This window comes from Mesorhizobium ciceri WSM4083, from assembly GCF_000519305.1.
Taxonomy (GTDB): domain Bacteria; phylum Pseudomonadota; class Alphaproteobacteria; order Rhizobiales; family Rhizobiaceae; genus Mesorhizobium; species Mesorhizobium ciceri_B.
Genome location: NZ_JAFG01000021.1, coordinates 1 through 12,607, shown reverse-complemented (window position 1 = coordinate 12,607; position 12,607 = coordinate 1). Strand labels below are relative to the sequence as shown.

The 12,607-nt window shown below is 58.9% G+C and carries 10 protein-coding genes and 3 pseudogenes; 9 read left to right on the top strand and 4 right to left on the bottom strand.

What is annotated here, in order from left to right; all coding sequences use genetic code 11:
* Nucleotides 1-100: 100 nt before the first annotated feature.
* Genes MESCI2_RS01000000135330 through MESCI2_RS1000000138080 form a run of 5 tightly spaced genes read left to right on the top strand, consistent with a single transcriptional unit; the run spans nt 101 to nt 4,357 of the window.
* Complete coding sequence (locus MESCI2_RS01000000135330; protein WP_050596660.1) at nt 101-1,672, top strand: class I adenylate-forming enzyme family protein; 1,572 nt, start codon at nt 101-103, stop codon at nt 1,670-1,672.
* Nucleotides 1,672-2,835, top strand: a complete 1,164-nt coding sequence (locus MESCI2_RS0124105) for a thiolase domain-containing protein (protein WP_027038773.1) — start codon at nt 1,672-1,674, stop codon at nt 2,833-2,835. Before MESCI2_RS01000000135330 ends, MESCI2_RS0124105 begins: the two co-directional genes overlap by 1 nt.
* Nucleotides 2,836-2,837: 2 nt before the next feature.
* Nucleotides 2,838-3,299, top strand: coding sequence for a Zn-ribbon domain-containing OB-fold protein (locus MESCI2_RS1000000137300; RefSeq protein ID WP_081738874.1), 462 nt, complete (start codon nt 2,838-2,840; stop codon nt 3,297-3,299).
* Nucleotides 3,286-4,170, top strand: a complete 885-nt coding sequence (locus MESCI2_RS0124100) for an SDR family NAD(P)-dependent oxidoreductase (RefSeq protein WP_027038772.1) — start codon at nt 3,286-3,288, stop codon at nt 4,168-4,170. The genes MESCI2_RS1000000137300 and MESCI2_RS0124100 overlap by 14 nt, the downstream gene beginning before the upstream one ends.
* Nucleotides 4,171-4,216: 46 nt before the next feature.
* Nucleotides 4,217-4,357 (top strand): hypothetical protein, encoded by a 141-nt coding sequence (locus MESCI2_RS1000000138080; RefSeq protein ID WP_155936660.1) that lies wholly within the window; start codon nt 4,217-4,219, stop codon nt 4,355-4,357.
* Nucleotides 4,358-4,455: 98 nt separating this feature from the next.
* Here MESCI2_RS1000000138080 and MESCI2_RS01000000135325 read toward each other — a convergent pair whose 3' ends face one another.
* Entirely contained in the window at nt 4,456-5,172 is a 717-nt protein-coding gene (locus MESCI2_RS01000000135325) for a GntR family transcriptional regulator (protein WP_050596659.1), read from the bottom strand.
* Nucleotides 5,173-5,360: 188 nt separating this feature from the next.
* On the opposite strand from MESCI2_RS01000000135325, the gene MESCI2_RS0124085 reads away from it, so the two are divergent.
* The 3 genes from MESCI2_RS0124085 to MESCI2_RS0124075 all read left to right on the top strand — a co-directional run bounded on the left by MESCI2_RS0124085 (nt 5,361) and on the right by MESCI2_RS0124075 (nt 9,412).
* Nucleotides 5,361-7,400, top strand: a complete 2,040-nt coding sequence (locus tag MESCI2_RS0124085) for a hydantoinase/oxoprolinase family protein (RefSeq protein ID WP_197031593.1) — start codon at nt 5,361-5,363, stop codon at nt 7,398-7,400.
* Nucleotides 7,397-9,055, top strand: a complete 1,659-nt coding sequence (locus tag MESCI2_RS01000000135320; protein ID WP_050596658.1) for a hydantoinase B/oxoprolinase family protein — start codon at nt 7,397-7,399, stop codon at nt 9,053-9,055. Before MESCI2_RS0124085 ends, MESCI2_RS01000000135320 begins: the two co-directional genes overlap by 4 nt.
* Nucleotides 9,056-9,193: 138 nt before the next feature.
* Nucleotides 9,194-9,412: a hypothetical protein gene (locus MESCI2_RS0124075; protein ID WP_027038770.1), complete on the top strand. Its 219-nt coding sequence runs from the start codon at nt 9,194-9,196 to the stop codon at nt 9,410-9,412.
* Nucleotides 9,413-9,690: 278 nt separating this feature from the next.
* On the opposite strand, the pseudogene MESCI2_RS01000000135315 reads toward MESCI2_RS0124075, so the two are convergent.
* From MESCI2_RS01000000135315 to MESCI2_RS01000000135310, 3 genes and pseudogenes are all read right to left on the bottom strand, one after another.
* Nucleotides 9,691-10,221 (bottom strand): annotated as a pseudogene (locus MESCI2_RS01000000135315) (IS256 family transposase); the annotation flags it as partial.
* 31 nt (nt 10,222-10,252) lie between these two features.
* A complete protein-coding gene (locus tag MESCI2_RS0124065) occupies nt 10,253-11,455 on the bottom strand; it encodes an IS256 family transposase (protein ID WP_027038769.1) in 1,203 nt (400 codons plus the stop codon).
* A 59-nt stretch (nt 11,456-11,514) separates the two neighbouring features.
* A pseudogene (locus MESCI2_RS01000000135310) lies at nt 11,515-12,192 on the bottom strand (IS256 family transposase); the annotation flags it as partial.
* A gap of 90 nt (nt 12,193-12,282) precedes the next feature.
* Here MESCI2_RS01000000135310 and MESCI2_RS1000000138960 point away from each other — a divergent pair.
* A pseudogene (locus MESCI2_RS1000000138960) lies at nt 12,283-12,607 on the top strand (IS630 family transposase); the annotation flags it as partial.

Here is a 12,607-nt window from a genome sequence, read left to right as displayed (position 1 = left end):
AAGAGATGTTGACAAAAGGGCAGCGGTCTGAATTAATACACCTAGTATTATAATTGCATCCTATCACTGGAAAGCTCCACCCGAATACAGGGAATTGAGAATGCTTGATGCTCCGCAGGTAACCTTGCCAGCGTTGATCTCGGTGCACGCTGCTAACCATCCTCACCAAGTTGCGCTGATCGAAGGGACAACGACGCTCGACTGGCAACGGTTCGACCACGAGACTTCGCGTATTGCACATGCGCTGCGGCAGGCTGGATTTGGAATCGGCAGCAACGTTGGCGTGCTCGCGGTGAACTCTATCGAAAGCATTTTGCTGGTCTTCGGTGTGGCCAAAGCAGGTGCCTGCTATGTGCCCATCAATGGCTTCCTTTCAGATCAGCAAGTGGTCACGTTAATCAAGGACGCAGAGGTGGATATACTTTTCGTCTCCACGGACTACGCTGCTCGAGTTGATTCCAGTAGGGAGGCACTGCCGCGTATTCCGTCCGGTAATTGGATCAGCGTCGGCTTCGAGCGGGCGGGCTGGAAGTCCCTCAAGAGCTTTGTCAACGGGTGCCCAACGGACCCGCTTCCCCCTGTCGATCCGACGAGCCGAATGGTTCTTTGGTACTCTTCGGGCACGACCGGGAGGCCCAAGGCCATAGTCAAGTCCTTCAATGCGCTGCAATGGAGCGCGATACTCTTCGGCGCCGAAATGGGTTTTCGGTCAGATAGCATAGCACTCCTTGCGACCCCCGTTTCGGCAGCCGCAACTTGGCTTAACATGCTCAGCGCTCTCTTCGTGGGTGGAACAATTGTAGTGACTCCCAAGTTTTCAGCACCGGGCTTCCTGGCGCTCGTCGAGAAGCATCGGGTCACCCATGCGCAGCTTGTGCCCACCCAACTCGATGCCGTTGTTCAAGAGTCTGCCCTCGACAAAGCGGACTGTTCAAGTCTCCGCGCAGTGCTTTCTGTCGGCTCTGCATTGGCCGCACGCACCAAGTCCGAGATTCGTAGGCGCATGACGTCGAACTTCTTCGAATGTTACGGCTCTAGCGAAGGCTCGGCAACTCTTTGTAGGCCCATGGATCATGACAAAAAGCCAGGCTCAGTTGGGCGCGCGCTTCTCGGATGCGAAGTGTACATAATCGACAATGATGATGTTGAGGTCGAACCAGACGTCATCGGCGAGATAGTGGCTCGTGTGCCCTTCATGATGGAGGGATATTACGGACGACCGGAAGACACAGCAGAGCTTGTTTGGAGGAAAAGCGATGGCCGGACGTTCCTCAGGACCGGCGATCTCGGAAGCAAGGATGAGGAAGGTTTTGTGTTCATCCGCGGCCGGAAGAAGGACATGATCATCTCCGGCGGGTTCAATGTCTACCCGGCCGACATCGAGGCCGTAATTCTAGAGCATCCGGCTGTCGAAGAAGTGGCGGTAATCGGCATCCCTGACCCCAAATGGGGGGAAACGCCGGCTGGTCTCGTGCGCGTGAATCAGTCCGGAAAAATTGAGATGGGGGAGCTTCTTGACTGGGTAAATGGTCGGCTAGGAAAGCACCAGCGCCTACAGAGCGTTCACCATTGGTCGTCCTTTCCTCGGAATGCGCTTGGCAAATTGCTGAAGAATGACATTCGTGTTGAATTTCTCTCGGCAGGGCAAATCGATCGAGATTCGGAAAAGTAATGGGTTCTGTTGCACAAAGTGTCTATATTGCAGGGATATACGAGCACCCCACGAGGAAGGCTGTAGACAAGTCCCTGGGGCAGCTTTACTTCGAAATCGCGCAGGGGGCGGTAGCAGATGCTGGGTTATCGCTATCGGATGTTGACGCTTTCTACTGCGACACAGACGCCCCAGGCTTCGGTCCGCTGTCGATCATCGAATATCTCGGCATAGAGGTCCGTCACTACGACAGTACGGATGTGGGCGGATCTGCGCCCATGGTTCATCTATCGCATGCCGCCCAGGCAATCGCTACTGGCAAGTGCAATGTCGCTCTTGTGACGATGGCCGGCAAACCGCGCACCGGTGGGCGAGGGCTAGATACGCAGCCAAACTGGGCCGTTCCCGAGTTGGCTTTCGAGTTGCCCTACGCGCATGGTGTCGTCGACCAGTATGCTATGAGCGCCATGCGGCACATGTATGAATTCGACACCACTGCGGAGCAGCTCGCCTGGATAAAGGTAGCTGCTTCCCACCATGCGCAGCACAACCCACATGCGATGTTGCGAGACGTAGTCACCGTGGAGCAGGTTCTCGGATCGGTTATGATTGCCGATCCCTTGCACAGGCTCGACTGCTGCGTTGTCAGCGACGGCGGAGGTGCGTTCGTCGTGGTTAGTCAGGAGATCGCGAGGCAGCTCAAGCGACCACGCGTAAGGCTTCGTGGAGCAGGCGAGGCGATCCGCGACCTGCGGGGAGGCACCGCCGACATAACATCATCGGGCGCAGTCGTGTCGGGTGCGACTGCATTTGCCGAAGCTGGCCTGAAGCCTTCGGACATAAAGTATGCGTCGCTTTACGACAGCTTCACCATAACGGTCCTCATACAGCTGGAAGATCTCGGGTTCTGCAAACGAGGCCAGGGTGGTGCCTTTGTTTCGGACGGCAAGCTGATTTCCGGTGTAGGGAAGCTGCCCATCAATACCGACGGCGGAGGGCTGTGCAGCAACCATCCCGGCAATCGCGGCGGCATGACCAAGATATTGGAGGCCGTGCGTCAGCTTCGCGAAGAGGCTCATCCCGCGGTGCAGGTCAGGAACTGTGATCTGGCGCTTGCTCACGGAACCGGTGGGTGGTTGGCCAGCCGACATGGCAGCGCGACAGTAATCCTGGAAAGGGTATAGCGATGGATGTGCAGACATTGACCCCTTTGACGCCTGTCCCACCGGTCAGTCCAGAGACTGAGGCTTTCTGGGACGCCACTGCGACGGACAGGCTGCTCGTGAAATTCTGTAACAGTTGCAACAAGGTCCACGTCTATCCTCGCGCGCATTGCCCGTTCTGTTTCAGCGTCGACACGGAGTGGAGGGAATCGCCAGGAGAGGGAGAGATTTATTCCTATACTGTCATACGGCGGGAAACACCGCCGCGCGTCGTCGCCTATGTAAGGCTCGATGAAGGGGTAATCCTGCTTACCAATATTGTCGGCTGCGATCCGAACGGAGTTCACATCGACCAAAGAGTAAAGGCGGTGTTCCCGCGTGCTGAGGATGGGCCGTGCGTGCCGGCTTTCGTCCCTGCTTCGCCGACACAGGAATTAGCTTACCGCAGAGAGTGTCAGGGGGCGGAAAGTCATGAAAAAGATTGATCTCACTGGGCGGGTTGCCGTCGTTACGGGTGCCGGTAACGGCCTGGGGCGTGCGCACGCCCTGATGCTTGCGAAACGCGGCGCCAAGGTCGTCGTAAACGACCTAGCTGGCGACGGCGAGGCCGCGGCAAGGGTTGCTGCAGAGATCGTCCGCAGCGGGGGCGAGGCGGCAGCCGATTCCAGCAACGTGGGCGACGTGACGCAAGCTCAGGTGATCATCGCTACCGCTATTGAAAAGTTCGGTCGGATCGACATCTTGGTCAACAACGCCGGCAACCTTGGCGACCGAACTTTCCTCAAGTTGGATATGAGCGAATTCGACCTGGTTATCCGTGTTCATCTGCTTGGATCCGCCTACTGCACGAAGGCCGCTTGGCCGCACATGAAAGAACAGGGCTACGGGCGTGTGGTGATGACCACATCGGGGGCGGGGCTATACGGGAATTTCGGCCAGTCGAACTATGGAGCGGCGAAGATGGGGCTCATCGGCCTGATGAATGTGCTCAAGTTGGAGGGGCTTCGTCACGGCATTTTGGTCAACACAGTATCGCCGACCGCCGCAACGCAGATGACGGCTGAGATGCTCTCGGGCGAAATGGCCGCCGTGTTGAAGCCAGAGTTCGTTTCGGCGGCGGTTACCTATCTCAGCAGCGACAGCTGTACCCTGACGGGGCAGATTCTTAGCTCCGGGGGAGGACATTTCGCGGTTGCCCGCGTTCTAGAGAGCCGTGGGATCTACGTCGATCCTGCTGCCGATCCTGATCCTGACATCATAGCGGAACGTTATGGCGAGATTTCGGATTTCACAGCCCCCGTATTCCTGGGGTCAAGCCAAGACCTTATCAAAAAGCTGACGCCGGGTTCGAATTGACGGCGGGCTCAATCAGACAATCCGGCAACTAGTGCCTAGGGAGCCGTTGCGCCGCGACCGGCCCGAGCTGCTGATCGACCAGATCAAGGTGGTAGAGGCCGAACGCGACGCCATGCTTGCTGCTGAGCAGGCCGTCTCTCCCGCTTTGGCGATTCAGGCGAGGATCCGCCGCTACCGATCTGGTTAGCCGGCTGGGTCGGAAATCCGATCGGAATAAGGCGCAGGATGACGCTGGCTACTCGCGGCGCAAGGTGCGCTCCCAGCTGGGAAGCGCGTTCCGGACTGTCATTTTATAGAGACGTCGGAAGCATTGTTTCGGCGTAGGTACAGCATGAGTCGCTGCCGGAACAGGTTCTGATGCAGTCTGGCAAGTTCATCCGCGGCGTCCGCGTTGCCGGCGCGGATCGCTTCTATGATGTCGCGGTGATGGTGCCTCACCGTGTCGTAGTATTGATCATTCACCTTTCGACCCTCGGTGTTCTCGAAACCGAGCCGGCTTAGCCTCATGGCCATATTGGCCAACGTGACATAGTGGTCGCCGATATAGCGGTTGCCGCAGCTTGCGGCTATAGCTCCGTGGAACCGAAGATTTTCATCGGCCATCCGTCCATAGTCTTGCTCGATAGAAGCTCGTTCGAAAGCTTGGTTCGACTGCTCTATCTGAGTGAGTTGCGCAGACGTGCGTCGGAGCGCACAGAAGCGATTGATAGCGCGCTCTGCGAGTTCAAGCGCCTCGAACAGCGCCGGGATTTCGGTGACGTCAATCGGCGCTATCCGAGCGCCCCGATTGGGCACTATTTCGACTAGGGCATCGGAGGCCAATTTGATTAGCGCCTCACGCACAGGTGTGCGTGACACCCCGTATTCTTCCACCAGGTCCGGTTCGTTCAGATCGGCTCCAGGCCGGAGCTCGGCATTGAGAATCCTGCTTCGCAGGCTCTGATATACCGCGGCGCTACCTTCCCCTTTAGGCCTTCCCCGTCCATTTCTCTTCGTTTCCATCAGGCCACCGTTGGAGAGCTGCGAAATCAGGCAAAAGCTGCGTTATCAGAATCGCCACGCGAGAAAAAGTCGGAGGTCGCATCGACCAGCGAAGCTAGCTCAAAAGTTTTGCGCTGCACTTCTTAAACAATCCGTTGACCGCTGTCGCCGGTTATTATACACAGTGTATCATAATGGGGATAGCTAAAATGTGGAATGTCGGCGTTGACGTTGGGGGTACATTCACAGACTTCTTCGCTGTCAACGCGAAGACCGGCATGTCCGTATCGTTTAAGAGGCCGTCGACGCCGGAGACTCCCGCGACGGCAATCATCAACGGGCTAGCGGAACTTGCGACGGAGCGCGGTGTGCCCCAGGAAGCGATCAACCGGCTTTGTCACGGAACGACTGTAGCCACCAACACCCTAATCCAGCGCAAGGGTGCTGCGGTCGCTTTGCTTACTACTGACGGGTTCAAGGATCTCATCGAGATCGGTCGACAGGTGCGGCCGAGGATCTATGATCTTCAGGCGGATTTCCCGAGGCCTGTTGTGGATAGAAAAAACCGCATTGAGGTCAAGGAGCGGGTGTCCGCAAGCGGCGAAATTATGGTTGATTTGACTTCTGAGGAGATAGACCGGGTGGCCGCCCTGCTGGAGGTGTCTTCTGTTACGGCATGCGCAATAGGATTTCTCTTCTCATTCAAGAACACAGATCACGAAAAACGGTTGGCTGCTGAGCTGCGAGCGCGCTTTCCCAGGATTCCCTTTTCTGTCTCGTCGGAGGTGCATCCCGAATTCCGGGAATATGAACGTATTTCTACTACGGTTCTAAACGCCTATCTGCAGCCGGTCATGAACAGCTACCTCGGTGAACTAGAAAGGCAAGTGCGTGAGCGGATCGGGCCTATCGAGGTAAACATCAGCCAGTCGAGTGGGGGGCTGATGTCGCTGGACCGGGCGCGCCGATTCCCGATCAGGACCGCCCTATCAGGCCCGGCTGCCGGCATCGTCGGCGCGACACGAATGGCGCGTAAGTCGGGCATTCCAGATGTCATAACCCTCGATATGGGCGGAACGAGCGCGGACGTCGCCCTGGTTCGGAACTACCAGTTCGATTTGGCGTACGACCGTTCGATTGAGGGCTTTCCAATCCGCCTGCCGGCGATCGATATCAACGCAGTAGGGGCGGGCGGTGGTTCGATTGCCTGGTTTGATCGGGACGGCTTACTCAAAGTTGGGCCCGAAAGCGCCGGTGCCCACCCAGGACCAGCCTGTTACGGCTTGGGTGGAATCGCTGCCACTGTGACGGATGCGAACCTCGTGCTCGGACGGCTTTCATCGCACGGTTTGCTCAACGGCGCTATGACGCTCGACATCCAGAATGCGCGCCGGGCCATTGAGCCCATCGCGGTAAAGCTAAAGCTCTCGCTCGAGGCCGCCGCGTTGGGCATGTTGAATATTGTCTGCGCTAACATGGTACGTGCCGTACGCTCCGTTTCGGTGGAGCGTGGTCACGATCCGCGGGAATTCGCGTTGCTTCCGTTTGGCGGAGCCGGCCCGCTGCACGCTGCGGATATTGCTAAGGCGCTCGGCATCCGGAAGGTCATTGTGCCCCACGCGCCCGGCATTTTGTGCGCCGCCGGGCTCATCTATTCTGACCTCACGGAAGGCCTCGTGAAGACGGCACCCATTAAGGTCTCGGCATCAACGTTCGCCGACATCTTGAATCTCACCCGATCCGTTCTCGAAGATGCGGACAAATGGTATGAGTCCGAGGACGTCAAGACGGAAATGCGGAGGACGAAGATTGTATTTGACATGCGTTGCGTCGGGCAGAATTTCGAGATTCCCGTGGACATCCAAGATCTGGAAACGTTCACTGCGGACCGCCTTCGGCAGGACTTCATGAGGGAGCACGAGCGGGCCTACGGCTTCGCGAATCTGGAAGAGCAGATCGAGATCGTGAACTTCAGGGTAACGACCAGAGTCGAGACGAACTTCGTGGAGCCCCTGGTCCCGATCGCGGAAGGCCCCCACGCTCCAGACCCTATTGACGAACGGCTGGTATGGTTTTCCGATGCCGGACCGAGCACCACAAAGATCTACGACCGCGATACGCTGAAACCCTGCGCCATTATTGCTGGACCGGCGATCATCAGCCAGTTCGACTCGACCACTATCGTGCATCCCGGGGACGCCGCAAACGTTGACATGGCCCTCAACATCATCATCGAGGTGGCGTCGTGAAGATTGGCAAGGTGGACCTGATCTCGCTCGAGATCATAAACAATGCGCTTCGTTCAGTCGCCGACGAGATGTTCATCTCGTTGATGAAGAGCGCCTACTCGACCAACATTAAGGAGCGTCATGACCATTCGTCCGCGGTCATCGACGTACGAGGCCGACTTGTCGTCCAGGCCGAGAAGTCGCTTGCTATTCATCTCGGGTCTATGACCGGCTTGATCGACAGCATTCTGGATCAGTATGCGATAGACGAAATCAAACCGGGCGACATGTTCGTCGCGAACGATCCCTATTGCGCCGGAGGATCGCATCTGCCGGACGTGAATCTCGCGCTGCCCGTCTTTGTCGCCGGAGAACTGATTTGCTTTGTTTGCAATATCGCGCACCACGCAGATATCGGCGGCATGGTCCCCGGAAGCATGGCGGGTGGCATGAGCGAAATCTATCAGGAGGGCCTGCGCATTCCAGTGGTGCGCCTGTTCTCCAAGGGCGAGCTCGTTGGCGACATCCTAAAGCTGCTACTGCTGAATGCTCGTGTTCCCGAGGAACGTCGCGGCGATTATTATGCCCAAATATCATCATGCCGGCTGGGGGCTAGGCGTGTCGAGGAAATCGTGGAGCGTTTTGGTCGCAACCAGGTGGTTGTCAGCTTCGACGAGATTATGAAGCGAACCCGCAGTCGTGTTGACAATGCCATTGCCTCCCTCCCGGCCGGCACGCACGTCTTCGAAGATGTGATGGACGATGACGGTCTCGGCACCGAGAACATTGTAATCAAACTTACCCTGACCATCGATCCGGCAGCACCGAGATTGATGTTTGATTTCACCGGCACCCATTCCCAAGTGCTCGGGAATATTAACACAACCATGAATGCGACCCGCGCGTCCGTGCTTTATGCGGTTAAGGCGCTGCTCGATCCCGACGCTCCGAACAATCAGGGACTTATAGACGCGGTGGAGATTTTCGTCCCTTCAGGCACCTTGCTGAACGCTGAATTCCCAGCTGCTGTCGCTGCACGCGCTAACACATGCCAGCGCATCGTGGACGTTGTGATCGGCGGGTTTGTGGATGTTCTGCCGGAATGTGTCGTGGGCGGCGCCAATGGAGCCAACACGACGACAGTGATTGCGGGCGTGGATCCCGACACCAAAAGGCAGTACGTCTATTTTGAAACGCTCGGAGGCGGATTCGGCGGTCGCGCGACAAAGGATGGGAAAGACGGGGTCCAGGTTCACATCACCAACACATCTAACCTGCCGATTGAGGCTATCGAGACTGAGTATCCCCTGATCGTCGAGCGCTATGAGTTCGCCGAGGACTCAGGCGGGCAGGGGCGCCATCGGGGAGGTCTTGGGCTGCGCCGCGTAATCAAGCCGGTGGCGCATTCCGCTATATTCAGCGGGTTTGGAGAGCGCTTCTTCAACGCGCCATGGGGTATATTCGGAGGAGACGAGGGGAGACCTGGTCGGTTCACCCTCGTCTCGGCGACTGGAACTTCCAAGCGGCTTATTAGTAAGCCTTCGGGCATCGTCATCGCGGCAGGCGAGGCGATTGTTATAGAAACAGCCGGAGGCGGCGGCTATGGACCGGCTTCCGAGCGTTCACCAGAATCGATCGCCGATGACCTCGAGTCGGGGAAATATACCCGCGGCTAGTCCGTGATCGGCTACGCCCAACGGCGGCTGGTTTTTATCGGGAATGCGATCCGACAAAATCTTCGGAACCTAGTGGATTAGCGGATCAAAGAGTCATATTTCGAGATTTCGTTTTGCGGTGTGGCGCGAATCTGATGAATGCGCGATGGCATCTCCTTCACCGTTTCGGCCAGCGACCGTCAGCGCTTGCTCGTCGCGGCCCCTGGAAGCCCCAGAAGATGTTTGGTTGCCCTTCTGACTGGCGATGGTCTGCGCACCTCGGCCATCATGACCGACAAAGCCAAAGGGCCGCGTCTGGCGCTGGCAGGGCGGTTCATGCACGAAGGCATCAATGGACTGCGTCGGGACCGGTCCTGACCGCCTGGAAGGGCGCCGGTCCCGCCGACCATGTCGCCGAGATGTCCGGCTGAGGCAGGCTCCGCCGTCCAGCCTGGATTGCGCATGAAGCCTTCATCGTAGAAGATCGAGGTGTGCCCGGCCATCGCGCTTAACCAGATGGTGGAGGGCTTGCCGAGGAAATTCGGTTGATCGGCCGCAGCGCTCGGCGCTTGGCTCCGCAGCCGGAGCTGAACCTACAAGAATGTCCGCGGAGGTTGTGTGCGTCAAGTTCTGCAAAAGGGCGGCCCTGGTGCTGGTCATGCGGCTTGGCGCAGAGCGAGCTTCTTGTGCTGGCGCAGGTCGTCCATGTTGATGTAGCGGTTGGCCTCCATCCAGTTTTCGTTGGTTTCGACGGCCAGTGCCCTGACCAGGCGCAGCCAGCTCTGTGAGTTTGGAAAGATGCGCACGACATAGGTGCGGCGGCGGATTTCCTCGTTGAGGCGTTCGAGCATGTTGGTGGACTTCAAGTGCTTGTGGTGCTGGCGCGGCAGACGGAAGGTCAGCGTGTATTCGATAGTTTCCTCCACCCATGTCGTCAGTTGTGGGTAGCGGGCCGACCATTTGGAAAGCCATGCGGCGAGATCGGCCTTGGCCTCGGTGAGATCGCGCCGGTCGTAAAGCCATCTGAGTTCCTGCAGGCAATCGTCGCCGTGCTTGCGCGGCAGGTGATCGAGCGCGTTCCTGAGGAAGTGCACGTAGCAGCGCTGCCATGCCGCTTCCGGGATCACCTCGCCGATCGCCGCGACCAGGCCGGCATGATCGTCGGACACGACCAGCTCGAGGGACTGTCAGGAATTCTGTGCGCGAGGCCCGCTTTCGTCATTGGCTGACGAACCTCTCGCCGAAGACGACGGCGAACTGGGTCTTGGCCTCGAACCATTCGCGCGGCGGTCGTTTCCATTCCTCGGCCGCATGGTTCAGCACCAGATATAGCAGCTTCATGGCCGCATCGTCACTCGGGAAGTGTCCCCGGGTGCGGACGGCGCGGCGCAGTTTCGAGTTCAGCGCCTCGATAGCGTTCGTGGTGTAGATGATCCGGCGCACGCTTTCGGGGAAGGCGAAGAACGGTACCACGTGTTGCCAGTTGCGCCGCCAGCTCTGGGTGATCGCTGGATACCGCTGGCCCCAGTAGCCGGCCTCGAAGTCCTCAAGGGCCTTCATGCCGGCTTCGGCGTCCTTGGCCCGGTAGATCGCGCGCAGCGCCGGCACGACGGATTTGCGATCCTTCCACGACACGAACTCCAGGGAATGACGGATCAGGTGCACGATGCAGGTCTGGACCACAGTCTGGGGAAAGACGGCGTTGATCGCCTCGGGGAAGCCCTTCAAGCCGTCGACGACGGCGATCAGGACGTCGGCGACGCCACGGCTCTTCAGTTCGTTCATGACGCGCAGCCAGAACTTGGCGCCCTCGGTCTGCTCGATCCAGATGCCGAGGATCTCCTTCGTGCCGTCCGGCAGGATGCCGAGCGCGATGTAGACGGCCTTGTTGCGAACGAAGCCTTCGTCCCTGATCTTGACCCGGATCGCATCGAAGAAGATGAGCGGATAGATCGCATCCAGCGGGCGGTTCTGCCACTCGGCTACTTCCTCCAGGACGGCGTCGGTGACGGCCGAGATCAGGTCCGGCGACACGTCGATGCCGTAGAGATCCTCCAGATGGCCGCGGATCTCGCGCACCGTCATGCCGCGCGCGTACATGGAAATGATCTTGTCGTCGAAATCGGGAAAGCGGCGCTGGTATTTGGCGATCAGCTTCGGATCGAAGGTTCCGGCCCGGTCGCGCGGGATCGACAGCGTCATCTTCGACGTGCCCGTCAGAACCGACTTCCTCGAATGGCCGTTGCGGCGATTGGCGCTGCCGTCGGTGCGGTCGCCCTCGAGATGCTCGTCGAGTTCAGCGTTCAGAATCCGCTCTGAAAGCGCCTTCTTCAGGTCGTCGAGCAATCCGTCCTTGGCAAACACCTCATTCGGATCGCGGCCGGCAAGCAGTTGGTCCAGAAGTTCCTTCTCGATAGCCATGTGATGATTCTCTCCTTTCCATCATCATGGCCTCGCGCACAGAATTCCTGACAGTCCCCCAGCTCGACGCCCTTGAGGCCGCGCGCCTTCAAGCCGACGAGAAAGTCCCTCCAGGCCGAGCGGCTCTCGCGATTGGCCATCTCCACGGCCAGGATCTGACGCCGGCCGTCCCAGTCGATGCCAACCGCGATCAGCACCGCCTGGCTCATGACGATGCCGGCTTCGCGCACCTTCTCGTAGCGGGCATCGAGGATGAGATAGGCAAACGGCTCTTGAAGCGGGCGCTCGGCAAACGCTTTCAGGCTCTCGTCCAGGCGTTTGTTGATGGCCGAGATCGATGAGGCCGAGAAGGCATGGCCGCACAGCTCTTCCGTGATCGCCTTGACCTTGCGGGTCGAAACGCCCTGCACATACATCTCCGCAAGCGTCGCCACCAAGGCCCGCTCCGAACGCTGGTAACGCTCGAACAGCTCGGTGGAGAAGCGGCCGGCCCGGTCCTGCGGAACCCGCAGCTCAAGCTTGCCGACACGGGTGACAAGAGTGCGGCCATAATAACCCGAGCGGTAGCCGAGCCGATCCGGTGTGCGCTCGCCCTTCGAAGCACCAAGCGCCTCGTCCATCTCGGCCTCGAGCACCTCCTGCATCACCGCACGGATCACTTCGTGCAGACCTTGCGGGTCCGAAAGCAGAATGTCTTTGACGGCGGCGCTGGCGGTCTTACTTTCAGTCTTGGTCATGGTGGCGTTCCTTCGCGGGAATCAGGTGACGTTGAACATCACCAGCCTGCCATGACCGCCCCCTCTCAGCGAATTTGCAGAACTCTCAGCACACTACCCGCGGACGCACTTGAGCAGGGCCGCCCCGACCCTGAAGCGGCGGTCGGACGGGTGGAGGGCCAGCTCGGCCTCGAGGCGGCGAAGCTGGTCTTCGTCGCTGACACGAGCCTCTCACGAAGATGGCGCGTCTACGCGGAAGAGCATCGCGCCGCGAGCGTTCCGTGCCGGCGTGCGGCGTGGTTGGTAGCCCACCACCTTCACCGGCGCGCTGTGGCTGACCGGTATGACCGCCCCCTTCGTCTACGACGGCGCCATGAACCGCAATGTGTCCCTCTCCTATGTCGAACAGCGCGCAACGACCATCGCCGCCTTGTGG

What these genes read in the sequence shown, in the direction of transcription:
- MESCI2_RS0124085 (WP_197031593.1), top strand. Translation starts at nt 5,361, where the DNA reads ATGTGGAATGTCGGCGTTGACGTTGGGGGTACATTCACAGACTTCTTC.
- MESCI2_RS1000000137300 (WP_081738874.1), top strand. Translation starts at nt 2,838, where the DNA reads ATGGATGTGCAGACATTGACCCCTTTGACGCCTGTCCCACCGGTCAGT.
- MESCI2_RS0124100 (WP_027038772.1), top strand. Translation starts at nt 3,286, where the DNA reads ATGAAAAAGATTGATCTCACTGGGCGGGTTGCCGTCGTTACGGGTGCC.
- MESCI2_RS0124065 (WP_027038769.1), bottom strand. Translation starts at nt 11,455, where the DNA reads ATGGCTATCGAGAAGGAACTTCTGGACCAACTGCTTGCCGGCCGCGAT.
- MESCI2_RS01000000135330 (WP_050596660.1), top strand. Translation starts at nt 101, where the DNA reads ATGCTTGATGCTCCGCAGGTAACCTTGCCAGCGTTGATCTCGGTGCAC.
- MESCI2_RS0124105 (WP_027038773.1), top strand. Translation starts at nt 1,672, where the DNA reads ATGGGTTCTGTTGCACAAAGTGTCTATATTGCAGGGATATACGAGCAC.
- MESCI2_RS0124075 (WP_027038770.1), top strand. Translation starts at nt 9,194, where the DNA reads ATGCGCGATGGCATCTCCTTCACCGTTTCGGCCAGCGACCGTCAGCGC.
- MESCI2_RS01000000135325 (WP_050596659.1), bottom strand. Translation starts at nt 5,172, where the DNA reads ATGGAAACGAAGAGAAATGGACGGGGAAGGCCTAAAGGGGAAGGTAGC.